The 25,646-nt window shown below is 45.0% G+C and carries 20 protein-coding genes; 11 read left to right on the top strand and 9 right to left on the bottom strand.

Going from position 1 to position 25,646, the window contains the following annotated elements; genetic code table 11:
• Nucleotides 1-239 precede the first annotated feature (239 nt).
• The 7 genes from H6G89_RS01435 to H6G89_RS01405 all read right to left on the bottom strand — a co-directional run bounded on the left by H6G89_RS01435 (nucleotide 240) and on the right by H6G89_RS01405 (nucleotide 10,290).
• Nucleotides 240-1,412, bottom strand: a complete 1,173-nt coding sequence (locus H6G89_RS01435; RefSeq protein ID WP_190503433.1) for a glycosyltransferase — start codon at nucleotides 1,410-1,412, stop codon at nucleotides 240-242.
• Nucleotides 1,413-1,424: 12 nt separating this feature from the next.
• Nucleotides 1,425-2,717 (bottom strand): O-antigen ligase family protein, encoded by a 1,293-nt coding sequence (locus H6G89_RS01430; RefSeq protein WP_190503431.1) that lies wholly within the window; start codon nucleotides 2,715-2,717, stop codon nucleotides 1,425-1,427.
• A 33-nt stretch (nucleotides 2,718-2,750) separates the two neighbouring features.
• Nucleotides 2,751-4,004 (bottom strand): glycosyltransferase family 4 protein, encoded by a 1,254-nt coding sequence (locus H6G89_RS01425; RefSeq protein ID WP_190503429.1) that lies wholly within the window; start codon nucleotides 4,002-4,004, stop codon nucleotides 2,751-2,753.
• Between the two features lie 53 nt (nucleotides 4,005-4,057).
• The gene (locus H6G89_RS01420; protein ID WP_190503427.1) at nucleotides 4,058-5,377 is read right to left on the bottom strand and encodes a flippase; all 1,320 of its coding nucleotides are present in this window, start codon (nucleotides 5,375-5,377) and stop codon (nucleotides 4,058-4,060) included.
• Between the two features lie 247 nt (nucleotides 5,378-5,624).
• On the bottom strand, nucleotides 5,625-6,803 hold the full coding sequence (locus H6G89_RS01415) for a glycosyltransferase family protein (protein ID WP_190503425.1): 1,179 nt from the start codon (nucleotides 6,801-6,803) through the stop codon (nucleotides 5,625-5,627).
• Between the two features lie 38 nt (nucleotides 6,804-6,841).
• Nucleotides 6,842-7,930 carry an SLBB domain-containing protein gene (locus tag H6G89_RS01410; protein ID WP_190503423.1) on the bottom strand — a complete coding sequence of 363 codons (1,089 nt, stop codon included), beginning with the start codon at nucleotides 7,928-7,930 and terminating at the stop codon, nucleotides 6,842-6,844.
• Nucleotides 7,931-8,088: 158 nt separating this feature from the next.
• Entirely contained in the window at nucleotides 8,089-10,290 is a 2,202-nt protein-coding gene (locus tag H6G89_RS01405; RefSeq protein WP_190503421.1) for a GumC family protein, read from the bottom strand.
• A 1,532-nt stretch (nucleotides 10,291-11,822) separates the two neighbouring features.
• On the opposite strand from H6G89_RS01405, the gene H6G89_RS01400 reads away from it, so the two are divergent.
• The 8 genes from H6G89_RS01400 (at nucleotide 11,823) to H6G89_RS01365 (ending at nucleotide 21,789) form a co-directional block, all read left to right on the top strand.
• Nucleotides 11,823-12,899 (top strand): NAD-dependent epimerase/dehydratase family protein, encoded by a 1,077-nt coding sequence (locus H6G89_RS01400; RefSeq protein WP_242059773.1) that lies wholly within the window; start codon nucleotides 11,823-11,825, stop codon nucleotides 12,897-12,899.
• Nucleotides 12,900-13,147: 248 nt separating this feature from the next.
• Nucleotides 13,148-14,440, top strand: a complete 1,293-nt coding sequence (locus H6G89_RS01395; protein ID WP_190503419.1) for a glycosyltransferase — start codon at nucleotides 13,148-13,150, stop codon at nucleotides 14,438-14,440.
• A 58-nt stretch (nucleotides 14,441-14,498) separates the two neighbouring features.
• Nucleotides 14,499-15,275, top strand: a complete 777-nt coding sequence (locus H6G89_RS01390) for a WecB/TagA/CpsF family glycosyltransferase (RefSeq protein ID WP_190503417.1) — start codon at nucleotides 14,499-14,501, stop codon at nucleotides 15,273-15,275.
• Between the two features lie 172 nt (nucleotides 15,276-15,447).
• The gene (locus tag H6G89_RS01385; protein ID WP_190503415.1) at nucleotides 15,448-17,091 is read left to right on the top strand and encodes an FAD-dependent oxidoreductase; all 1,644 of its coding nucleotides are present in this window, start codon (nucleotides 15,448-15,450) and stop codon (nucleotides 17,089-17,091) included.
• A 91-nt stretch (nucleotides 17,092-17,182) separates the two neighbouring features.
• Complete coding sequence (locus H6G89_RS01380; protein ID WP_190503414.1) at nucleotides 17,183-18,271, top strand: NAD-dependent epimerase/dehydratase family protein; 1,089 nt, start codon at nucleotides 17,183-17,185, stop codon at nucleotides 18,269-18,271.
• 353 nt (nucleotides 18,272-18,624) lie between these two features.
• Nucleotides 18,625-19,326: a hypothetical protein gene (locus H6G89_RS01375; RefSeq protein ID WP_190503412.1), complete on the top strand. Its 702-nt coding sequence runs from the start codon at nucleotides 18,625-18,627 to the stop codon at nucleotides 19,324-19,326.
• Nucleotides 19,323-20,627: a glycosyltransferase family 4 protein gene (locus tag H6G89_RS01370; RefSeq protein WP_190503409.1), complete on the top strand. Its 1,305-nt coding sequence runs from the start codon at nucleotides 19,323-19,325 to the stop codon at nucleotides 20,625-20,627. The genes H6G89_RS01375 and H6G89_RS01370 overlap by 4 nt, the downstream gene beginning before the upstream one ends.
• The gene (locus tag H6G89_RS01365; protein WP_190503407.1) at nucleotides 20,617-21,789 is read left to right on the top strand and encodes an endo-1,4-beta-xylanase; all 1,173 of its coding nucleotides are present in this window, start codon (nucleotides 20,617-20,619) and stop codon (nucleotides 21,787-21,789) included. Before H6G89_RS01370 ends, H6G89_RS01365 begins: the two co-directional genes overlap by 11 nt.
• 53 nt (nucleotides 21,790-21,842) lie before the next feature.
• Here H6G89_RS01365 and H6G89_RS01360 read toward each other — a convergent pair whose 3' ends face one another.
• Both H6G89_RS01360 and H6G89_RS01355 read right to left on the bottom strand, forming a co-directional pair.
• The gene (locus tag H6G89_RS01360) at nucleotides 21,843-22,031 is read right to left on the bottom strand and encodes a hypothetical protein (protein ID WP_190503406.1); all 189 of its coding nucleotides are present in this window, start codon (nucleotides 22,029-22,031) and stop codon (nucleotides 21,843-21,845) included.
• 32 nt (nucleotides 22,032-22,063) lie between these two features.
• The gene (locus tag H6G89_RS01355) at nucleotides 22,064-22,417 is read right to left on the bottom strand and encodes a hypothetical protein (RefSeq protein ID WP_190503404.1); all 354 of its coding nucleotides are present in this window, start codon (nucleotides 22,415-22,417) and stop codon (nucleotides 22,064-22,066) included.
• 682 nt (nucleotides 22,418-23,099) lie between these two features.
• Between H6G89_RS01355 and H6G89_RS01350 the strand changes: the two genes are divergently transcribed.
• From H6G89_RS01350 to H6G89_RS01340, 3 genes are all read left to right on the top strand, one after another.
• Entirely contained in the window at nucleotides 23,100-23,252 is a 153-nt protein-coding gene (locus tag H6G89_RS01350) for a hypothetical protein (protein ID WP_190503401.1), read from the top strand.
• A 595-nt stretch (nucleotides 23,253-23,847) separates the two neighbouring features.
• The gene (locus H6G89_RS01345) at nucleotides 23,848-24,270 is read left to right on the top strand and encodes a hypothetical protein (protein ID WP_190503399.1); all 423 of its coding nucleotides are present in this window, start codon (nucleotides 23,848-23,850) and stop codon (nucleotides 24,268-24,270) included.
• 44 nt (nucleotides 24,271-24,314) lie between these two features.
• Nucleotides 24,315-25,643, top strand: coding sequence for a lipopolysaccharide biosynthesis protein (locus tag H6G89_RS01340; RefSeq protein ID WP_190503396.1), 1,329 nt, complete (start codon nucleotides 24,315-24,317; stop codon nucleotides 25,641-25,643).
• Nucleotides 25,644-25,646 lie beyond the last annotated feature (3 nt).

Below are 25,646 nucleotides of genomic sequence, written 5' to 3'. Positions count from 1 at the left end.
GTTACACAGATGCAAGTTGTCAGACACAAGTTATACAGACACAGGTTGTATAGGTAGGTCATGAACGTTTAACCCTGACACAGTTCTATGACTACCACTAGATAAATTTTATACAATTACACAGAGGATTTACGTGTGATGGTGATTTACTTAAATAACTCTTCATCTGTGTATAAAAATAATACTACCACAATAAAATAATCTTGCTGTTGTGGTAACCAAATCCCAGATTGACATCCCTAATGGGTGCTTTCGAGTTGCGCCGATATCTCTGCCAGAAACTGCTCTCGACGGTCTTGATACCAGGCAGATGCATCATCAATGGCTCTTTGAGCCTCTAATCCTGTAGAAGACGTTGTAACCGTCATTTCGAGACATTTAGCAAACTCTTGAGGATGTTGGGCAATCTGAACTGTTTTAGGGGGATGAGAAATTCCACGTAATGCCATAGGGGTCGCGACGATCGCTGACCCAGAAGCGATCGCATCCAGTGTTTTAATCTGAATGCCACCACCACTCAGGATGGGGATGGCGACGGCTCTGGCTTCTGCCATAAAGCGTTGGGCATCTGGGACAAACCCGCGATAAGTAATGTTGGAGTAACGGTCTGTAAGCCAATCAGCACCGCGCCCTGCGATATGAATCGAGAGAGTTTGAGGAAGATGAGGATAAATCTCTTGCAAGAACCAATGCAAGCCTTCCTCGTTGGGCTTCCACGTCCAACTTCCAATAATGCCAATATCAAATTGCTTGTCCAAGACTTGGTGTTGAAAACTCGCTGAAGTTGCTGGCAGGTTGAACACCTCAACCTGAGCAGGCTGTTTGAATTTAGAGAAATAGTCAGCATCATGCTGAGTTAATGTCCACACGACATCTACGGCTCGTGCCAGGTCACGTTCCATGCGCTCGATTAAAGTGGCTTCTCGCCCGTAGACGAATTTAGCGATCGCCCGCTGTGATCGTTGTAAATGTTGCTGGTAAATTTCGTGTTCTATGTTGTGAGCAATAAAGACTGTTTTGCAGGGATGTTTGATAAACTTCCGTAGCCACGCCAACTGGGCATGGTCAATGATAACGACCTCATATTTGTGTTTAGCAAGTAGAGACTTTAAGGTATGAATATATTTGTTAGAGATATATTTTGCTGATGAGTAAGGGATGTTTTTCAACAGGCTCAAGGCAAACCAAAACATTGGATAGAGCCCTGATTTTTTGGTTTCAATATATTGTTGCTGAACCAAAATTTCTTCGGGCTGATGTTGCAATTCACCATCTTCTTTTCGGGAATATCCCACCACCGTAATGTCGCATTTCTGCGTCTGCTTCAAACCATCAATAAAATTTTGCGAAGCAATTTCACTACCGTGTAACTTATGGCTAGGGAGAACGGTTGTTAGAAATAGAACTTTCATAGGAAGGTGGCGTTAATGATTGGGGATGAGAGGAGATGAGTCAGGAACAAATGGATACTGATTGGTTTCAGAAGCCTTGAGGTTATCATTTCGTTTGATTCGTTTGTATTGCATCGTGATTGATGAAACGAATGAGATGTAAATACTCCATTGAGCACCTGTCGCTAAAATACCTAAGCTATCTGTAAAGTTAAAAATAAACATGGCTACTAAGAGTTGCAAGACCCAAAAAATTTCCAAAGATTTGGTTCTAAAGACAAGGTAGATGGTTTTACACATCAAATTAATAAAACTAATTAAATAAATACCCAGCCCGACCCAGCCCAACTGTAAAAACAGTTCTAGATAACCGTTGTGGGCATTAAACCGTAATCCCTCGTCGTGTGCCTCTTGTGCCCAGGTATTCAAGAGAATATATATCGATTCGTCAGATGTCCAAAAACCGGAATAGCCATAGCCTAACCAGGGACGTTCACTTGCTTTTTCAAGCATTAATTGCCAAATCGGAAGTCGTCCATTGAACTCAAGATTTTTACCCAGCAGATCAACAACAATAAACTCCAAATTACCTAACAGTAGAGCAATGGTTATTCCTGTTAACAAAATACCAAAAGTGATTAAAACCACTCGTATCCGAAACTTCTGCTTGACAACTCCATAAACGGGTAGCAAACACAAGGAAATAATAAAAACTGCCAGAGCAGTTCTTCCACGGCTGAGGATCAAGAGAAGAACAGCTATACCAAGCATGAACCCTGTGAGCAAACGGTATTTTCGACCAAACAGACCAATGAGAACAAAAGAAATTGCAGCAAGGGTAACGATATAAGCAAAGAGATTTTTAAATAGAAATACTCCCTTCCAGGAACCTGCAAACTCTCCGGTTGTGTGAATTCCATAACCAGGGAGAGCAAACCCAACTAACAGGCTAAAGACAAGGCTAACAGCTAAGGTACGAGCTAACAGATACATCTGATCTTGAAGGCTAAATCGTACCGCTAGATAAATTCCAAATAATGCTGCCCGAACGACAGCTTTTGTTTCATCTGCTGTGAATTCTGGAGCTACTGACCATAGTACTGACATCACAGTGATAACATGCAACAGGATCAGAAGAGGTTGCTGTGCGATGACATAAGCAGTTCGTTTCCAATGAGGTGCTATTAGAATTGTGATTATGCCGTAAGTCGCTGCGTTAAAAATTGAAGGGAAGGGTAAATCAAGCCCTAGAAAATATAGGATCAAAAAGCTAACTAGATACGGCTCTAGGGTTGTGGTAAGTGATCGTAATTGGTTAAGTTTCAAAATCAAACCTCCCGACTGCATCCCCAAGATCACTTAATATTTCTGGTCAATAAGGTCATTGAATAGTGCCAGATAACGGTGAGCTTGAATACCTTGAGAAAATTCTTGCTCTGCTTTTTCACGGGCACGCATAGATAGCTTCCGATATCGGTCTTCGTTGTCCAATACCCAGACAATGCCTTGCGCTAAATCTTCAACCTCATAGGGTTTAGCAAGATAACCGTTGTTGTGGTGTTCAATCATGTCAGGTGTTCCTCCAATCTTGAAAGCCACACAGGGTGTGCCACAGGCGATCGCCTCCATGACAGTGTTTGCTAAGTTTTCTTGTGTGGATGGCAACACAAAGACATCTGCGGCGGAGTAAACCAGAGCCAATGAAAGGTCATCATTGAAAGTCCCTAAATAGTGAGCCTTAAACCCAAAATCGGGTGGTTCTTGAGGTTGAGATGCACCAAAGACGACTAATTCTAAGCGATCGCCCCATGGAGTTTGGCTGAGTTGTCGTAATGCGGGCTGGAGTAGATGAAACCCTTTTCTGGAATCGCTGGTTGCTTGCAACGAACCAAACAGGATGATTTGCTTATCCTGAGGTAGTTGTAACAGATGCCGGGCAGTTTGTTTATCAATTGGATGATAAACATCTGTATTCAGTCCGTTTGGAATAGTTTCAATGCGTAAATTGCAGAAAAGGGAACTCTTGGCAGCACATTCTGCCATCCATGAACTCAATGCAACAATGGTTAAATTGGCATGTCCCCAGGCTTTTGCTTTACGTCGCCAGATTTGATGCGATAAATCTCGCTGATGGTGACTACCTAATTGAGGACATTTACCACACGCAATCTGGTAATGGTCACACTCTTGATTGTAATGACACCCTCCGGTAAACGCCCACATATCGTGGAGCGACCAGACAATCGGTTGTTTTAATCTAGCAAGGGTTTCAATTTGCAGATAGCCCAGATTGACCCAATGCAGATTGATTAAATCTGGCTTGAGACGGGCTATTTGGGATGCGACTCCATCCGGAAGCCATTGGACTGAAAAAGTATTTTTTGAGCGGTGCCGATAGAGCTTCAACGGCAATGCATCAAATGTAATTCTTGCAGTTGCTATACCCTGCATTAATTTTGTTTCGGGTGCAATCACTGCGCTGTCTAGACCCAATTTACGTTGCACTAAAACCTGCGAATTGACCCCTAGCCTAGATAAGCCCTGATGCAGCCGATGTGCTGCTCGTGCTGCTCCTCCATCTATATCCGACTCACTGATTTGCAATACTTTCATTTATATTGACCTGTTTAGTGATAGAGAAAATAAACCGAATACAAATAGGCGAATCAAAAGAATACGCTTGGGGCAAATTTCAAGCGTTTACAACCAAAGTAGAGGAAGATAAATCCTCGCAGAACGAGAGTTGTTGCTGTTGCGATCGCAGCCCCCTCTAAATCAAATTGAGGAATCAAAAGAGCATTGAGAACAACGTTTAGAACTGCTGTTGCTCCGGTTGCCATAGCAGTATCTCGTTCATAACCCGTCATCAGCAGAAGAAAGCCCGCCATCCCCAAACCAGAACTGAGGAGATGTCCAACGCAGAGGATGATGAGAGCGGAGTATCCAGAAATGAATTCAACACCGAAGATCATTAAAAACCACTTTCCAAAGAGGACAAATGCTGCGGTCAATAAAAAGGATGCGCCAAATGCGAGCCGAGAGCTTCCCCTAACTAGCTTCTTCAACTGATCTAATCGCTCACTTGTAAAGTGGTTGACCATGGTTGGTCCGACAGCAGCACATACGGCCGCCAGAATAAATTGTAGTAATTGCACCCCTCGACCTACGACAGTGTAAATTCCTGCGGCTTCAGGTCCTTTCATGGTTCCAAGCATGAGAACATCGGTCTGTTGATTAATCACGTACAACCCGACAATAGATAGGAAAGGAAGCGTTCCCTTAAACCAGGTCGGCGTATTATAAGTAGGAGTGGCTTGCTTAACAGATGCAGGCAGCGTTCGTCGTAGCAACTCCGCACCGATTCCAAATGCTGCAATAATGCTCAGAATGTAAAGCCCCATAACCCAGTAGACATTCAGGTCGCCTTTTAGGAGGAAATACATGATTCCTACAAAAACGGCAAATAGAATGGGGCGAATGAGTTGTTCGGGTAGTTCGCCGATCAGTACTCGATTTAATCCTCTCAGTGTTCCCTGACGTAACATCGTCAACACGCTAAAGGGCATGGAGGCTAATGTCATCCACAAGACAATGGACACTTTTGCTGTGGCGTTGGGATGAAGAATCCAAATAATGAAGGCTGTTAGTAGGGCAATGCCAACGGATAGGAGCACACTAACGTGATTCGACCACCGCAGTAGTCCATTTAATCGGCTTAATTCTGGGTTAGGAAGTTGCTTATTGAAGTGTTGTTGATGAGCTGCTACTTCGCGAACAAGATACTCGTTTAAACCCAGGCTGGCGGGAATGATTAGAAAACCAACCCAGGCGATCGCATAAACATAAGTACCATAATCACTTGTTCCTAGGAGGCGAGCTAGAAAGACATTGATGAGAAATGAGATGCTAAGCGATAGGATTTTAATACTAAAAGAACTAAATGCTATTTTGGCAATTTGATTTTTAAGCAAATTAGAACGTGCCATACCTAAAGTATCTTTTAGGACAATGATTATCTTGCTGCTCTGTAATGGTTGCACGCTATATGCCTCTATGAATGGATAACGGCTTAAAGCTCACTCTCAGTCATGTTCTACTAACAGAAAATTAATTTCTATGAGCTGTTCAGGATTGATTACTCAACTGTTTAAAGGGTGCTTAAGTATCATTTGAATCCCTTTAGATAGAAATTTAGTGATACATGTCTTTTAGGGAAAAACGTTGATGAAAATATTAATCTCTATATATTTCTAGAGTTCCTTGCCGTTGGATCAAATCTGCCATTTCTCTTAACTGATTTTCGCGTGATATCGCTCCTGGGGTTAGGGGCAAATTCATAATTGCTGATATGGCTTTCCAACGATAAAGCCAATCATGTTGGAGTAGGGAGTTGATGACATTGTTTTGCCTGATCTGATTAAGCCGCTCTGGTTGGTGATCTAACTCAGTAATGATGGTTTCAATATTGGGCGCATTAAGTGGCATTGGAATCACTACATCCTGCCAATCAAAATACTGCTTAAACTCATTTGTTTGAGGAAATGTACCCAACATAACCGTTCCAGCCGCCGCCCCTTCAAAAAAGCGATCGCTAATTTCCTGATACCGATTGATTGTTTGAATCTCATCAAACTTAGCAATATTGACAATGAAATATCGACTTCGCTTAAGAAGATTTGCAAACATAAACCGATGCTCCTGGGCATCCATAATATGCAAATTTTTTGCTGTGTCGTAGTAATAGAAAATTTTATTTTGTTCTGCTAATGAAAGTAGAGCTTTGTGAGTAACAGCCGATCGGCGTCCCAATGAGCAGACATCAATAGAGCGAGGTTGATAGGCAGGATAGGGGCAAAATTTAAGACTATCAATTCCAGTCGGCAAATAGGTACAGGGACGACCTGTGTAAGCAGAAACTGCTTCTAAACTGTTACGAGTTCCCAGAAAAATATGGTCGAACTCCTTCAATGGTTCGAGCATAAATTGATAGTTTTTCAGCCATGAATCTGCCCACGACTCACCGATATAGCAAATTGCTTTTTGGCATCGCTGTCGCCAATTTTTGATGAAACGAATGAGTAGAGTTTCGTAAAGTGAACTGAGTTTGACAAAAAACAAATCATAGTTTCTGTCAATCGTATTGACGCAGGGTATCGGTGTGAGATAAGAGGATAGTTGTGCTGAATGGGTTAGACGATTTAATAAAGTGTATGCTCTACGAGCAAGAACAGGAGATTGAGCAGGAGCAATGATTCGAGTTGGATGAATGTCACAAATAAAGTCTTCAAATTCATAGGTGCTGACATTGGTGACATGATTGGAATAATTTCTGGTGGATAGGATGAGGATCTGTGCATCACTATTCGACTGACCAGCAAGCGTCGTATTGGAAGCGTGGGAAATGTTATACATGAGTTTGAGAAGGTTTATTGTTGAACTAAATTCCAGATTTAGAACCCATTGAGAATATTGAAAAAGGCTCCCAGCGGATTAAATAATCGAGATGCAAAGTCAATCAATGAAGAGCTATCTTCAGTCGGCACAATGATGACATCACCTTCCTGAACCTGGTAGGTGTCCAGGAGATTACGCAAGTCCACAATTTGTCTTTCGATTGCCCCTTCCTGATTCATCCGGATAAATGCCACCCGACTTAATCTGGCATCGCCTGTTGGGCCTCCTGCGATCGCAACAGCCGTCGAGAGCGAACTGCCTGGCGGCACTTGAATTTCCCCTGGGTTTTTAACTTCACCAACCACTCGCACGGGGACTGTTGTCGGCGACAACTGCGATCGCGCTATCAACCGCTGATCCATTTGCTCCCCTGCTGCAAGCTGTGGCACAAAGATGCTATCCCCATCCTGTAACAAAGGATCTTGTGGGGCATTTTCAGCCCAAATCACATCCCACAGGTTAACTGAAACAGTTGTATATCCACCGCCCGGTAATAACCGCCTCAACACGACATTGCGAATGTCTGCATCGGCTGTAATACCGCCTGTTGCGATTATTGCTGTGCTTAACCGGGGATTGCTTTCAGTCGAAGCCGTGACCTCGGTCGGATTGGCAGTATTTGTTGTTGTCGAACCCCGTAGTTGGACGGAGCCAGGACGACGCACTTCCCCTGAAACGTTGACAACGATCGGTCTGAGAGCAGTCAGATTAACGATGACAACAGGCTCAATTAAGTAGGGCTTTAATCGATCCGTAAGGACTTGTGCCAGAGTTGTGGGAGTTTGATTGGTTGCTGTCACCGCACCAATTAACGACAAACTAATTGTCCCGTCCGGAAGAATAACCTGTGAACCATTAAATTCTTCGTATCCCAGAACGTTGATTGCAATTTGATCTCCTGGACCCAAAAGGTAATTCGTTGCATTCTCTCGAACAGGAGCAATCAAAGGGGTGTTTTGTAATCGTGTTTGATTGGGTGGGGTGCTCTGAGCCACAGATGGCAATTGCACTATACTACTGAGAACTAGTGCCAGAGATGTTCCTGCGATCGCTCGCTTGTAATAATGGTGAGCAAGAAGTTTCATATCATTAGCTTTACTTGCATTGCAATATGACTAACGGTAGTCGTTAAGTCTGGTGTGGTTTCTATATCTCGCTTTGTCATCACCGCTTTACAAGATGTCTGCGAGACAGGTAGCAATCAAAGGAACACTCTACAAAAAATGAACGCTATTCACTCACTCTAGTGACTACGGCTATATCGGACGTTGTACCGAATTAGTTTCTCTTCGGTATCGTCTTGGGTATGGTAGAAGTAGCTGCTTGGTTCATCTTGAACTTGCACCCCGTTAATAACCATGCCTAAAACCTGATGATTAGATTGGGTTAAAAACTCTTTGACAACATTGGCACTAATAGTAGTGACAATGCCAGGGCGAACCGTTAACAAAATTCCGTCAACTAACTTGCCTAAAATAGCTGCATCGGCGGTTCCAGATAGCGGAGGTGTATCAAACACCACAAAATCGTAAGCACTCAAAAATTCGCTAACGAGTGACACCATCCGTTCAGAATTGAGTAATGCGACGGGGTTGGGTGGAACTACCCCTGCTGTCAATACAGAGAGGTTTTCATCTACCTCTGAAACAGCCGACTGGTATTTAACCTGTCCCACGATCACGTTGCTTAACCCAGTGGAATTAGCCAATTGCCAGATATGATGTTGAGTTGGATGGCGCATATCAGCATCAACCAACAACACGCGTCGTCCACTTTGAGCGATCGCGATTGCCAAATTTGCAGAAACTTCAGACTTTCCTTCCTGTGGAAGGGTACTGGAGATAACTAACCCCTGTAGTTCTTTATCTGAACCGAGAAACTTCAGATTTGCCTGAAGCATCTGGTAAATTGCACTGACTGAGGAACGAGGCACATTTTTAACGACAAGCCGAGAACTGTAATAAGCCGGATTGTCGCTTTCCACGGGGGACTCCTGCAAATCAAAAGCAGGAATGATTCCCAGGACGGGGTAGCGCAGTAACTCTCGGATATCGCGTGATGTTTTAACCGATTTATCAGTGATATCCAATAAAAAAGCGGTTGCAACTGCCAATAACGTACCCACAAACACCCCAGCCGCCAGGAACAGGGGCTTTTGAGGCCCAATGGTATCTTCAGGAACGGTTGCAGGCTCGATGATGCGAGCATTGCCTACGGCTTGATTTTCTGCAACCTGGATCTCTTGCAGACGAGTTAACAGCGTTTCATAAGTTGTCTGAGCCGCCTTGAGTTGGCGTTCCAACTCACGCTGGGTTTTTTCAAGCTGAGGAAAGTCGTTAGCCCGCCTTTGATAGCTATCCCGAATAGCCACCAATTGTGAGATGCGCTGTTCCAAACCAAATCGGGTTGCCTCAAGTTGAAGTAAATTGGCAGTGATCTCCTGGCGAAGCTCTCCCATTTGCAACATGTTGCCGGAAAACTGGCGTTGTTCTCCCAAGATCTGAACAACTCGATCTTCCAGCAAATTGCTCAATGCAATTTCCTGTCGTTGTAACCCTCTCACAGTGGGATGAATGTCGCTATATCGAGTGCGGGCGATCGCCAATTGGCTTTGCACTTCTTGCAATTCAGCCAGAAGGGTTTGAACCCCTGTGGACTGGCTGAGGACACTGGCATTGACGGCAGATTCTAAGTCCATCCCCAAGCGTTGCTGCAATTCTCTGGATTGGGCAGCAACATCAGAATATTGCGCTTGAGCATCGGCAATCTGGTTCTGTAACGCTTCGATGGTCTTGACGGCTTCAATGACCTCTTGATCTAGGAGAACGAGTTGATTTGCCTCCTTAAAGCGACGCAGTTGCTCTTCAACTTCCCTTACAGAAGCTTCTGTCTTGGGTAATTGAGTGATGATGAATTGGCTTGCGGATACGGCTTCCTCACGGTTCGTTGAGATATTGTTTTTGAGATATGCATTCATCACACTGTTGACGACTGCGGCTGATAGTCGTGGATCAGTGGATTCAAAGGAAATCTGCAATACGTCAGTCCCCGTTAAGGGTTTAATTTCAATGCGGTCGGCAATCTCTTGAGGATCTAACGAAGTGGTATTAATATTGGCGGCTTCAATACTTTTAATGGCATCTTCAATCACAGGTAGCGATCGGATCACTTCTGCTTGAGTGCTGAGGGGATCGCTCTTTTGAGTTAAAGCGTTTAACTGCCCAAGTTGATTTTCTTCCCCTAATAACCCTGTCAGGGAAGATGTGCGGTCGGATTGAAATAGCAATTGCCCATCGGCTTTGTAGACGGGTGACTTAAGCGCGAGAGCGACAGCTGATAAAAGAACACTCGTGACCAAAACACCAGCAGCAGGTAGCCAATGCCGCCTTAAAATCAGCCAGTACCTCTGAAAATCAATCTCTTCCTGGTATTCCTTAACTTCCATACATTTCTACCCGATGTAAGCATTCCCATAGATGCAACTAAACCACTTAGCTACAGCTGCGGAAGTTTATTGCGCTGTAGACCTTGCATAGCAACCGAAGGATTAGTTAAGCCGGGATGCAGGGGTGAAACCTGGGTTGGGATAGAGCCTCCACCCCTCCTTTGTCTCAACTCCTTACAGTGCTATAGGAATGCATCAATAGCGATTGGGCATAAAAATCTTACTTAACTACTCCACCTGTATAAGCTGTGACATAAATGGATAGATGCTTAGATGCACTTGTCTCGACAGCCAGACACGCAATAGCCAAATATGTAACAACCCTAATACGTCTATACCCTGCTTACTCTAAGTTAATGCTAGCAACCGGATTTTGAAAGGTTTTTTGCTGGATCTTTATTAAACGAATGGACGAGTTAATCGACGACTCATACATCTGTAACATCTAAAACATTAGCTTGTTTCCCATCCATTTGGTTGAACTTGCTTCTGTAGTCACTTTCAGTCAACTATGAACCTCCGTGATATTACTGTCATTTTTATAAATGAGTATAACTCCATGAATATTTGATAAAGGAAGAGAATTTCCGGAAACAGCCCCAGATTTCATGCATTAGTCTTAAGTAAGAAGACTACCTGCTTAGTGTAAATTCGACTAATAGGAGAAACCGTTTAAGTACTAACGCTTAATTGCAGGATCAACTCATCCAGAGATCAACGGTTCTGAACATTAACGGGTCTAAGTACAACTTGTCGTAAAGAGGGATGGGAATTTGGGGTGCAGGGGTGGAACCCCTGGCTGAGGGCGCAGCCCCCACACCCCCTGGTTTTATTTCCAAACCCTATCTGTGAATAGCTGTACTAAGCATCAATAGATCCAGGCATGAATGATTTTGACTCAAGGGTGTCATATACCGTTTCTCATATTTGAGTTAACTTGTGAAGGGTGCATGATTTTTAAGCTCATTCGTTTCAGGTGCTTCATACCAAATCTGCATCGATCGCATCCTCTAAAAATAAGGATTAGCTACTTTTGAAAAATTTCTCAACCGTCTTGTCATAGGTTTTTATCCCAGGTTTGGTGCTACACAAGATGGTTTCTTGTCATGAAGTGCGTTGGTACAACTGACCTGTAAGGATAACAAATAAGGATCTACCAGGCTGGATAAGATGACGCCTTCAGACGGTTACAGGCGTTTTTCTTATGGTGTCATTCCAAATGAATTGGTATAGGTATAGCTTTAGTTGAAAACTGTCAAACATCTCAGACATCAAGTGCTCTCAGGTCTGCTATGGCAACTATTGAGACAGTTGAGACAAGGGAGTATAGAGGCTGGTGGTGGCTAGAGGTTTCACCCCTGCATCCCGTAACCCTTTAGTTGCTTTAGTGCTCTGTCAGCTTAATTTCAATGGGGGATTGTGGGGATGCCATTTCATGTCAGGGCACCGCCCCCACACCCCACTTATCAAAACCGATGTGGTGAACTACTCGCTTTTCTACTCCTGAATGATGTCGTCTTTATTCAAATTCGATGGAGGTTTTTGTTCAGATGAAGGTATTGGTTACAGGTTCAAGTGGATTGATTGGTTCTGAAGCAGTTGCATATTACGACAGCCAGGGTCATCACGTTGTAGGGGTCGATAACAATATGCGGGCAGAGTTTTTTGGCTCTCAAGGAGATACGCTGTGGAATCTGGGACGACTCCGCAAAACTACTTCAAATTTTGAGCACCGTAGTATTGATATTCGCGATCGCCACAGTCTCTTTGATCTGTTCAAGTCAATCTCGTTTGATCTCGTGATTCACTGTGCTGCTCAACCGTCCCATGATAAAGCGTGCCAAATCCCCATTTTGGATTTTGAAGTCAACGCCATGGGGACGGTCAATTTGTTAGAGGCGACGCGCCAGTTTTGTCCTGATGCCGTCTTTATCCACATGAGCACCAATAAGGTGTATGGGGATGCGCCCAACGAGGTGCCCCGGACTGAACTGGAGAAGCGGTTTGATTATGCCAATCCTGAAGACTACCATGGCATTTCTGAGGAGTGTCGCATCGATCGCTGTTTACATTCTCTATTTGGAGCTTCTAAGACAGCTGCCGATGTTGTTGCTCAAGAATATGGACGTTACTTCGGGATGAAAGTAGGTATTTTTCGGGGTGGTTGCTTAACAGGTCCATCCCATTCGGGGGTGGAGTTGCACGGATTCTTGTCCTACCTGGTCAAAGTTGCCATGGCTGGTGGTACTTACAAAGTTTTTGGATATCAGGGCAAACAGGTGCGTGATAACATTCACAGCTATGATGTTATCCAGGCATTTGAAGCATTCCGGCAAAATCCCAGACCTGGTGAAGTCTATAACCTGGGCGGAGGTCGCGAGAATAGCGTTTCTATCCTGGAAACCTTTGATCTGGTGAAGGACTTATCGGGGCGTAAGGTCGATTGGGTTTATGTGGATAAGAATCGTATTGGCGATCACATCTGCTATATTTCGGACTTGCGTAAACTTAAGAGCCACTTTCCCGGATGGACAATCACTCGTAGTTTGACTGACATTTTGGAAGAGATGATCAAAGCTGAGATTGATCGACTGGCGGTAGTTATTTAGTGTCGAGATCGTTGAAATAAGGGAGTGCGGGGGTTGCGTCTCTAACCAGAGGTTCCACCTCTGCACCCCAAATTCTCATCCCTGGTTACGACAAAGTGTGCTTATACCAATTAAACGTGAAGCTGTGCTGAATCAACATATCAAGTTGATATTAGAGAGGGTCTGAAACAGTTTAGGGGAGCAAGCAACATCTACATCAACGAGTCATTTGTTCTTAATATCTTCGCTAAATTAACTCTGTAGTGAATATGGTTAGTTCTCGAATAGCCCAGCCATCGGTTGCAGTCGGTCAAGAGGCTAAAAAACTCATGCTCTTTGACTTAGATTATCGAGGGCATCATGCTGGATATATTCAACACTTAGTGACTTACTGGTGTGATCATAATTTGCCGGGACAGTTGGATGTGTTGGTGTCGCCAAAATTTACACAACAACACAGCAAGATTATCGATCGCTACTCTAGTCATCCCAATCTTCAATTTGTCTCAATTCATGCTCAAGACTATGAGCGATTGGTTGACAGTGCAGCATTAGAAACCTCGTTCACAGGTCGGATTAAGCGAGCGTTTCAGGAATGGAACATTCTTCAGAAATACACGAAATCGTTAGGAACGGATCACTGCCTTTTGATGTACTTTGACACCGTTTTCCTGCGCTTTGCTTTTGGGGGCACGTTACCGTGTCCTTTTTCGAGTATCTATTTCCGTCCTTTGTTTCATTACCCTAGTTTTGCAAATTACACTCCCGCAGGACGAGAACAAGTATGGCAATGGCGCGATCGCGTCTGTCTTGCCAAACTCTTGAGCAACCAGAGATTGCAAACTCTATTTTGTCTTGATCCGTTTGCTGTGGCGCACTTAAATCAGTTAGACAAACGGTCGAGAGCTGTGTTTCTACAAGACCCAGTGCGGATTTATCACAACTCCAATCCTCAGTCAGAGCACCTCCGGCAAGAGTTGGGCATTCAATCTGGAAGAAAGGTGTTTTTGCTATTTGGTGCTCTATCAGAACGAAAGGGGATGTTTCAGGTGTTGGATGCCATTGCGTCCTTACCGCCTCAAATATGTGAGCAAATCTGTCTTTTATTGGTTGGTCCCATTCAACCGCCAGAAAAGGAGGCTTTGCAGGCTCGCATCCAGGATGTGGCTGCGGCTAAGCCCGTGCAAATTGTTGCTCATCATGCCTTCATCTCGGATGAAGCGATTCAGCCCTATTTCGACCTGTCTGATGTCATTTTGGCTCCCTATCAACGCCATATCGGAATGAGTGCCATTTTGGTGAGAGCTGCGGCTGCTCAAAAGCCTGTGTTGTCTTCTGATTTTGGGCTAATGGGAGAGATCACACGCTTTTACAAGTTGGGGTTAGCCGTCGATTCAACGGTTCCGGCTGAAATCGCCAAGGGTTTATCTCAGTGCGTGTTACAGCCTACGGAACAGATTGGCGATCGCCTCAAGATGAAAGAATTTGCCCAACAAAATGAGGCGAGTGGTTTTGCTAGCAAAATTTTTCAACACTTGATGACTGTTCCCACAGGGGCGTGATCGTAGATGGTCTGGTGAAACCGGGTTGGTCAAGGTTCTGCTATTGATAGGGTTGATTATGAAAACGTTTGATGAGGTTGTCGTTTTACGAACTCGATTCCATAAACTTACTGTTCAAGATCTCATCCAATACATCGTAGATGCGGCAAAGGTCGATCGCCAAACGGTGATTGGTCATGTCAATGTTCGGGGCATGAATTTTGCCTACGAGCTACCCTGGTATCGAGACTTTATTAATCGTGCCGATCTGGTCTTCTGTGATGGCTTTGGTGTGTTGTTGGGGGCAAAAGCCTGTGGGCATTGCCTTGAGTCGAAACATCGCATGACTTGCCCCGATTACATCGAAGACTTAGCAAGAGCCTGTGAACAAGAGCAGGTTTCGTTGTTTTTGCTGGCGGGTAGACCGGGAGTGGTCGATAAGGCGATCGCCAAATTAGAGATGATTACTCCCAATCTGCGAGTTGCAGGTCATCATGGGTATTTCGACAAAACAGGTCAGGAAAATGATCAGGTGATTGAGCAAATCAATCGATTCAGACCGGATGTGTTGTATGTCGGTTTTGGGATGCCGATGCAGGAGCAGTGGATTCGTGACAATCAATCGCGAATTCAAGCCCGTGTTTTTCTGCCACTGGGGGCATGTCTTGACTTCTATACAGGCACCCTCTATCGCGGTCCTAAATGGATGACGGATGCAGGGTTAGAGTGGCTTTCTCGTTTGCTGACTGAGCCGCTTCGGTTGTGGGATCGCTATCTCGTCGGCAATACGGTTTTCTTTTACCGTGTTCTTCTCAACCTGCTACAACACCGCTTGAAGGGGCGATCCCCACGTTAACTTGAGCGTTGTTTGAAATGGTTTTGTTGATGTAGCAACTGTCGAGACAGTTCATCCAAGGGAGTGTGGGGGCTGCGCCTCCAGCCAGGGTTTTCACCCCTGCACCCCGTCCTAACCAACCCCTCAGTTCTATAGATGAAGACGCCTTAAAACCCTAACTAACGTTGACACCATGATTGTTGATGCACGCACAGTAACAACAGAGGAAACCATCGAAACAGAGGTTTGTATTGTGGGGGGTGGACCAGCCGGAATCACCTTAGCCTACGAGTTAATGAACCAGAAATTTCGAGTTTGCCTGGTTGAAAGTGGAGGGTTTGATTTTGACCCTCAAACTCAGAGCCTTTCACAGGGAAAAGTCGTTGGTCAACCTCATCCACCCCTAGATTCCACTCGGCTGCGGCAGTTTGGTGGAACGGCTCATACCTGGGAGTCAGAACTGAACCATATCCAGCGTGGTTGGCGAAGTTTGCCGTTAGACGCCATTGATTTTGAGCAACGAGAGTGGCTCCCCTACAGCGGTTGGCCCTTTACAAGAGCTGATTTAGATCCGTTTTATGAACGGGCACATCAATTGTGTCAACTGGGACCTTTCACTTACAAAGCTGAGGATTGGCAGAGCAACGGCAAATCTCCTCTGCCATTTAAGAGCGATCGCATCATGACATCGGTGAGTCAGTATGGCGATCGCACGCCATTTATCGAGGACTATCCCAGAGCGATCAGTCAGGCTCAAAATATAACTGTTTTATTGCACGCAAATATTACCGAAATTGAAGTTGATGATGCGGGTCAGACGGTCACGCGCCTGAAGGGACGATCGCTTCAGGGGCATTCTTTTTGGATTGCATCCAAACTGTTTGTCTTAGCCTCGGGTGGCATTGAAAACGCCAGATTACTACTGCTGTCTAACCAACAGCAACCCGCCGGAATTGGCAATCAGCATGATCGGGTGGGCAGGTTTTTTATGGAGCATCCCAGTGTCATTGCTGGAATGCTCACGCCTTACAAGCGGAAAATGTTTGATCAAACGGCTCTCTATGATATGCATCAGAGCAAAAGTCAGTTTGTGGTCGGAGAACTCCACCTCAACCCCGATTTGATGCAACGAGAGCAGTTGTTGAATAGTGGTATTCAACTCTTTCCCCGATATCCCATTCACTACAAAAATGCTCAGGAGTCAGCGCAGGTGTTAGTCGCCTCACTACGCCATGCAAAACTACCGAAACGCTCTCTCAAACACATCAGTACTATCGCCAGAAGTAGTGGTGACTTAGCTGTAGCAGCTTTTTGGAAAGTTGTGCGATCGCTCCCAGGTCTGAAGCGGGGGTACTGGTCATACTTGCCCTATGAAAAGCGGAAGTTCAAAACGTTTGAGTTAGTCTATCAAATTGAACAGGCTCCCGATCCTGAGAATCGGCTAGTGCTGAGCCAGGAGCGGGATGCATTAGGGCAGAACCAGGCGGAGATTCACTGGAAGCTGAACAGTATTGACTTTCGTACAATCAATCGCGTGCAAAGCATTCTGATCGAAGAGTTTAATCGATCAGGATTGGGGCATCTACAAACTGATTTAGAGAACGTGAAATTTTTTAAGTTGGCAGGGCATCACCACATGGGCACAACCCGTATGCATCATGATCCTAAACAAGGGGTTGTGAATGCTGAGGGACGGGTACACGGTGTTCACAATCTATTCATCACGGGAAGTTCAGTGTTTCCAACATCGGGTTACGCTAATCCGACGTTGACGATCATTGCGTTGGCTATTCGATTGGCAGATCACCTCAAAGGCATGATGCAACAAGGGGGATAGCAATACTCCTGGCTGAGGTACAGCCCCCATGCTCTCTTTTCCTAATTGTCTCAACAGGTTCCATAGAATTAATGTGTTAGGGGAGATTGAAATGTTAACGGTCGGAGTTATTGGAGCAAGTGGGTTTATTGGTCAGCGGATTGCTGAAGTTCTTCATACCCAAGAGAAGGCGAACGTTCGAGCCATTGTACGGAGTCAAGCGAGTAGTAGTCAGTTACGTCTCTCTGGTGTTGATCATCGAATTGCAAATGCTCTAGATCAATCCGCATTGGAGAAAGCGTTTAAAGGATGTGATGTCATCATCCATTCTGCTACAGGTAGTCCTGGATTCATTCGGGGAACGATGGATGCCACCTATAAAGCTGCCCAACGTGCAAATGTACGTCGTCTGATTTATATGAGTTCTATGTGTGTCCATGGGCAAGCTCCAGCACCAGGAACCCGTGAAGAGAGCCCTCTGAGAAAACCGCAACCTTTTCCCTACAACAGTGCCAAGATTGATTCAGAGCGATCGCTGTTGAAGTTGCGGAGCCGAGGTTCGGTAGAAGTGGTTATCTTTCGACCGGGAATTGTATTTGGACCGCGATCGCCTCGAATCATTGAAATTGCGAACCAGATCCTGAATGGGACTGCCTATCTCGTCAATGGAGGACAAGGTATTTGCAATACAACTTACATTGATAATCTGGTACATGCCGTTGTGCTTGCTATGTATGCTGATGGAATTGATGGACAAGCCTTTTTTATCGGAGAACACGAGCAAGTCACCTGGGCAGAGCTATATCATCTGCTGGCACGGGCACTGGGAGTAAAGCCTGATCAGATTCCTGTTGTGGCTCCTGTCGGTCCCCAAAAAACCAGCCTAAAGCAAACCATCGCCGATTCAGTGCTGGTTCAAAAATTGCTTGCCAGTATTTCGGATGACTTGAAACAGTCTGTGAAAAAGTTGCTAGGTAAGCAGAAAACTGCCTCTGCTCCGGTCAGTCAACCGCCCTTGATAGGAGTACAGGGATCTAAACAGGTAGAACGATGTGTAACCTATGAAATGACCTTGTTGCATCAATCTCCTTACAAGTTGCCTTACAACAAAGCAGAACAACGGTTAGGCTATACGCCTATTGTTAGGTTTCCCAATGCGTTTCAACAAACGGTGGAATGGCTTGCAGCCAATCGAGCCTAGCCTCTCGACTCAGTTCACGCAAAGTCCTTTAAAGCGTTAGAAAACTTTTTCTCAAGCATCTTGTTAGAGCGATAGCCGTAGCCCCATTCGATGGGGCAGAGGTGAGTCAGGAAGCTTTCCCAGTATCAGACTTTGAGCCATTGCCTTTGCCTTAAGCTTTCTGACCAAAGCTGTAATATCGAACTGACCAATTCAAAGTCAAAAAACTCTACCCATCCAGTAGATTGAAATTCCGAAATTAACAAATTTCACATTTAATTTAAGAGTGAATAAAATCAAGACTTTCAGGGTTTCTGTTTTCTATTTTTGATTATTGAGTGTGTTAGATTAATCTCAATTCTGGAGCTATTTCTATGGAACTTAAGCTGACTGAAAAAATTATTGGAAAGTTACGCTCCGTTTCACACAGAAATCCCTATTTATCTAGACTTTTATATGCTTTAAGATTGGTGTCTCCCCCCACTCCGAGAGCACTAGGAACCAATTTCTTTCGCAAAAATTCTGTCTGGGAACTTACACCTTATTTGTGTAGTTGTGATCTTGAGTTTATTGAGTACTTAAAATTAAATCAAGTCAGCAACAAATCAATATTCCATTTTGGAACGGGTTCTCACCACGTTGTAGGCTTGGCAAATCAAGAGTTTGAAACACCGAACGAGATTTTTGGAGTCACAGCAGCAGCACGAGAACATGAGAGATATGTTCAACAAACCCTTAAAAATCAAAAACTGGCTAAATATTACAAGGTTTTATTTGCTGATATTTATACCTTGACAGATAACTGTCTTCCAATGTTTGACCTGGTGACTTTGTTTCACCTGTGTGAGTTTTACTTACCTCAAGAAGCTCCCCTTCTAAATCAAGACGATCCGTCTTTGGTTGAATTGTTTTTACGAAAATTGAATCCTGGTGGGAGGCTCTTATTCTACACAAAGTCAATCTACTGGAAGGATGCAGAAGCCATCCTTCAAAGATTAGAAGCTGACAATCGGATCAAGCGAGTCGAAGAATACAAAAGCCTTTTGATCTACGCTAAGAGTGAGGCCAAGTTATGAAAATAGCTTTTATTAATCCTCCCTGGACTCTGGCATCGCCAGACCAAACTTACGATTCGATTGGTATTTGGTCGAGTGAGATTGCTTCCCGTTTGGCGAAGTCCTGCCATGTGATCTTTTATGGTAAGCGGGGCAGTGGTTGTTCCATGCCTGTACAGGTTGTCAATCAGGTGGAATACCGTTCTATTCCGGTGGAATTAGATGAGGGGCTGAAATTTTTAGGGCTGTTGCATTTATTGAGATTCCCCGGCCCTGGTTTTCCCTTTTTTATGTCGTCACTGCGCTACCTCAATTACTGCCTGCGAGTTGCATTTGATATTCGGCGGCAAAAGTGCGACGTTGTTCATATTCAAAACTTCTATCAATTTGCCCCGTGGATACGGCTCATTAACCCCAACGTCAAGATTATTCTACACATGCATTCTGAGTGGCTTAATTGGTTTAGCCGTTCGGTTGCTAGAAGACGCTTGAAGTGTGTCGATTTTGTCATTGGTTGTAGCGAACACGTCACGCAAAAAATTCTGGTAGCGTTTCCTGAACTGGCTGATCGAATTTACACCGTGTATAACGGCGTTGATATTGACAATTTTTCAAGGCAGCAACGGAAGACGCTGAATGTAGAAAATGGCTCTAAGACATTATTGTTTGTGGGTAGAGTCTCCCCAGAAAAGGGAGTTCATATTCTGATTGATGCGTTTAATCAAATTGGTCAGCAAGATCCCAACGTAGATTTGGTTCTTGTAGGACCGGAGGCGGTAGCTGACAAACGGGTAATTGTTTTGGTCAACGATGATCCAAAAGTTCAGGCGTTAGAGCAGCTTTACTTAGAACTTCAGCAGTCTTATGACAACAGTTATCTAAGTTATTTGAAGGCTCGTATCTCGCCAGATCTGGTCGATCGCGTCAAGTTTGTTGGGGTTGTAGAGCGTGATCATTTACCCAGTTATTACCACAATGCAGATATTCTGGTTAACCCTTCCTTCTCAGAGACATTTGGTATGAGTCTGGTCGAGGGCATGGCATCCGCCGTTCCCGTAATCGGGTCACGAGTGGGAGGGATGGTGCATATTATCCAAGAGGGAACTACAGGTTTATTTGTCGAATCGGGTGATGTCTCATCGTTAGTTAACGCCGTAATGACTCTGCTAAAGCAGGATCGATTGAGGCAAGACATGGGAAAAGCCGGATATGAGCAGGCGTTAAATTGCTATTCCTGGGATAAAATTGCAGACCGTTTACTGGCTCTCTATCAAGCTCAACCGTTGCTGGAGAAGGTTCTCGTTAAGCAGTATGCTGACTAGACGGCAAGTGTTGCGGTTGGGGCGAGGCTTTTTAGCAGGGCTAGGGGCGATCGCCCCAGCGTGTGCGTTTCGTCAACAACATAAACTGGCAGCATTTGAATCGCTGTACCATGCGCCTCTCGCGAGTAATCTTCAAGCCTTTGGGATGGATAGACCTGATGCTCTTAAAGACTATGCGGCTGCCCGAAATCTGCTCTATGGAGCGGCGGCAAATCCTCATGGGCTTTCAGATCCAGTGTTTACGGCTGCGTTTCTCCGCGAGTGTGCCATTTTAGTACCTGAGAATGAGTTGAAATGGCAGAGCATCCGTCCCAGTCCAACTCAATTTGACTTCAGTCAAGCGGACAGGTTGTTAGAGGTTGCTCAACGCCACCACCTTCTGATGCGAGGGCATACGTTAGTTTGGGATCAAGCCCTGCCGGACTGGTTTGACGAAGCAGTGGATCGACAGAATGCGGAACAGGTCATGACAGCACACATTGCAGCAGTGGCGAGTCATTTTGCGGGGCAATTGCACTCATGGGATGTGGTGAATGAGGCGATCGCCGTTCCCTATAGTCAGCGATCAGACGGGTTACATCCCTCGCCCTGGCTTGAGTTGTTGGGCGAAAGCTATATTGAAACTGCCTTTTATGCAGCGGCTGAAGCCGATCCGCAGGCAATGTTAGTCTATAACGATCGCTGGCTTGACTATGATACTCCGAGGGATAACGCTCAACGGGAGGCGGTTCTCAACTTGTTAGAGAAGCTTATCAGTAAGGGAGTTCCGGTTCATGCGTTGGGAATTCAGGCGCATTTGATGGGGCATGAAACGCGGTTTAACGCTGATCGGCTCAGGACGTTTCTCAGGGATGTAGCCAGTCTGGGGCTAAAGATTTTAATTACAGAGTTGGATGTAACCGATCGCGACCTTCCGGCAGATGTGGCGATCCGTGACTCGATTGTGGCGACGGCTTATGAAACTTATCTGAATGTGGTGTTAGAGGAGCCAGCAGTGGTTGCGGTTTTGACCTGGGGGCTAAGCGATCGCTATACCTGGCTTTCGAGTTATGAGCCGCGTCCGGATGGTTTATCGGTTCGACCGTTGCCGTTGGATGAGGCGATGAATCGCAAATTGGTGTGGACTGCGATCGCACGGGCATTTGAGCAAGCTAATCGATAGTCTTTCAAATTTATTTCGCCCGACGGATATTTCGGTGGGGCGGGTGAATCCGGCTAAGGTGAGAGAAAAGAGGGGATGGAAGGCTTGCTATCAAATGCCTGATGTAGCTCAAAGGATGGTTCAGCAACATGTGAAGCGATCGCACTCAATCGGTGAATCGGTCCCTGGTCTGGGTACATCGATGAGGAGCGATCGCTTTTCTGCGTTAACGTCAATTCGGGTTCAGCACCTGGCGAATGCATTCGCCAAAATCCTTATCCCGAACTTTTCTGTCTCAAGCTGTAGTAATACGGCGGACAGGACGTTTGCGATCGCTTTTGCGAACTCCGCCTGCCATCTCATATTCAGAGCTATCTTTGCCATACACGGTGGCTACTCCGAGCAACATGCGTTCTGAAAAGTCTTTCAGTCTTTTTTCAAAATCATCGATTGCATTAGAGGAGCGATCAACCAGGGAAAGGGCTTCATTGTAGGACTTGAGCTCGTCTCGCAAGCTATTGATCAGCTGTTTATATTCGGTGAGGTTGATTCCCTCACTAAATTCAAGATTACTGCCTAAGGAATTTAGGCTTGCTGCTCGCAGTTCTGCGGTGGTTAAGACTTTAGAACCACGTTTTTTTCTAGGCATTTGGGTGCTCCCTGATGAGTGAGTGTAAGAGTCATTAGACAATTGGGAAGGGAGGTGAGTAGCCGCTTTGATGAAAGGGTTTGAGATTGCACCTCGTCTTTCAAAAAATTCTCTAATGAAGTTAATAAACCCATTGAAGATTAGGCAACTGGGAAAGAGTTGAGCAAATTCCACTAACTTTGCGATCGCTTTATGCAGAGCTTGTAAAAATCTCCAGTAAATTCTCTGTGGGCGATTTTTTATGTTTCTGATTGGGGGATTGGTTAAGAGCTGATTTACCAATGGTTGTTTTGATCCCACCCAAATCCTCCTTTCATCAGTTCCAAGTACGGGTGCTTTGGAACTCTGTGCCGACAGGTTTTGTCCTGGTACTTGCGGTTTTAACGGCTCAATACAGAGATGTGTCCGTCAGTCAGGGTCTAATGTTGGAAGGATCTTGAGTCGTCTTGAAGCGTTATCGAGTACCGGGCATCTGTTGTCGAGTCATGCTTGAGCGTTACTCTTGAAGCTGGGTTGGTAATCGAGTCATGCTTGAGCGTTACTCTTGAAGCTGGGTTGGTAATCGAGTCATGCTAGAAGGTTACTGCTGATCGGACGATGGCGATCGCGTTAGGTTTGACGGTTATCGTTGAAGCCTTATGAATCATCGAGTAACGCTAAAGGTTTTCTTATCTTTGGATGAGTGCTATCGAGTCATGCTGAACCGTTATCGATGAAGCTTGCTCTGTCTAAGACGAAGGCGATCGCTGATGCTGATGAGAGAACATGTTTAGAGCCATTCTCAGTTGCATTAGCTGAGGAATCGGCATTGCTAAGTACAACTCGTCGTAAATAGGGGTGGGAATTCGGGGTGCAGGGGTTCTACCCCTGACTGCGGGCGAAGCCCCATACCCCCCTGGTTTTATTTCCAAACCCTATCTGTGAATCACAGTACTAAGGAATGGGAATTAAATAAGTTCGATATTGGGTAGGGGCGGGTTTGTCGTCAAATCCATTGCAGGGCAGAGATTAGTCTGCTAAACCCGCCCGTACCGTTTGCGGATTTATTAAATCCACAATCCTAAGCCTCTACGCATGGGTAGGTTATCTGTGTAAAAATGGCTGCCAATTGGTAGCACTCTGTGAAACAAAATGAGGGGCGATCGCATCAATGTTTCCTGATGAGCGGTGTTGTGCTGCTCCTGCTCCGTACAACTCGCAAAGTAGATTTGGTTTTTCCTGAATCTCCATTGCAATAGACGTATAAGGGGGAGGAATTGAGAGTATCAGTATCTACTCTCGGCTTCCAGATGGGCATTTACCAGGGTTAGGGATAGCGGCAAATCGACTCAAAATTAAATCAGCGTTAATTGTAGAGTGGGCTTTGATGGTCGTTTGATCTCAGTCCCTCTAACCTAGCCTCATGTAGCTGGAATGTTTAGGAGGCAGTATTGCAGGAGAAGTGTGTCCGAAATCGGAAACGGTCAAAGCGACGGGCAATCTATTGCCCGATTCATGGGTGTTACCTGGACAGTGTGAGCCAAAAACATCGGCTCTTTGCCGATCGCGTTGAACAACTTCAGCAACGGGGTATAGGACGGAAGCGATCGATGCTACTGATGGCAGAACGCACTACTGTGTCATTAGAGAATGAATGGCTAGAGGCGTTTTGGTGTCAAGGATGTCAAACTACACAGTGGTATCATGTGTGCTACGTCGAAGAGCACCGTTATGAGGTGGCGATTGCACCCCAAGAGATGTGGCGGCAGGCAAATGGTGTATATCCCCATGGTAATTCGTCGGTTAGTGAGTTTACTCGGCGGCAGGCAGGACAGGTCGGAAATTATTCTCTCCAAGATTTTAAGATGACTTAGAAATTGGATACTCTATATCAGCACAATGGTGTTACGAAGCATAAATGACTAAAAGCTTGGCTAAAGCTTGGTTTGGAACGTTTGCTGCAAACGGGCTTATCTTGTTGTGTAATGTGGCAACGGGTGTTCTCTCGGCTCGGTTACTACTTCCAGAAGGGCGAGGTGCTCTAGCAGTCGTGCTATTTTGGCCCCAAATTATTGCTACCTTTGGGTTCTTGAATGTTCATACTGCTGTTGCACAACGGGCGAGTCAATCGAAGGCTGATATTCATCAGCTCACTGCAACTGCAATTTTTTTAGCGTTGTTGCTCTCTTCGATCGCACTCCTGCTAACTTATCCGTTACTCCCTGTCTTACTAGGTTCTGAACGAGTTGAATGGTTGCCGTTAGCTAGAAATTATCTACTGGCATTTCTGCCCTTCAACTTTGTCGGAGTGATGTTAGTTGCAATTGATCATGGAACATTTCAGATCAAACGATATAACGTCCTGAGTCTGATCCCTTACGTAACCTATCTGATCGGGTTACTCATTCTATGGACAATTGGTGAAGTAACGGTTTTCAATATCATTTGGATTAATTGGCTAGGAACCTTTATTGTTAGTGCTATTAGATTACTCAGTGTCAAAAATATCCTCAAGCTTCCCTCGCTTCAAGAAGCAAAGGGATTGATATTGACAGGTTGCCACCTGATGATGGCTACAATCCCGATCGCACTGGCGGCACAAATGGATCGGCTGATTATCGTTAAATTATTGGACGATACAACCATTGGGTTATACACGGCGGCATTTACATTTGCAAATTCAGGACTTAATACGATCGTAACGAGTTTTCAAACAGTCATTTTTCCAAAGTTGGCTGGAGGAGAGAATCCTGGAGAGCAACGAGAGATTTTGGGTAAGGGGTTACGCTACATTATGTTGTTGATCACCCTTGGCAGTATTGCTTTAGGAGCGATCGCCCCCTGGATCATTCCGTTTCTATTTGGCATGGAGTTTAAGCCTGCTGTTTTACCAGCGATCGTTTTACTTGTAGCTTACATTCCTTCAGCCTTGAGACAATTTGTGGTGAACGCTTTGTATGGATTAAATCAGCCTCGCCCTATTGCAATCAATGCCATCATCATGTCTTCTATTTTCTTTTCAACGGCATGGTTTTTAGGGAAACGCTTTGAGCTAATGGGTGTATTGGTTGCATTCCTAATTGCCAACTCGATTGGTTTATTGCATTTATCTCTCTACATGAAACGTCAACTTGGTGTCGTTTTGCAGGATTGCTGGGGATTGAATTGGAAAACCTTGTCGCAAGTTGTCAGGTTATGTCTCAGCCTATTTGCAAAATCGAGAATCAGTAGTAAATCAGAGCTTTAGATA

Source organism: Oscillatoria sp. FACHB-1407, from assembly GCF_014697545.1.
Taxonomy (GTDB): Bacteria; Cyanobacteriota; Cyanobacteriia; order Elainellales; family Elainellaceae; genus FACHB-1407.
Note: the sequence above shows the minus strand (reverse complement) of the source record. Positions and strands in the feature narration are given on the sequence as shown.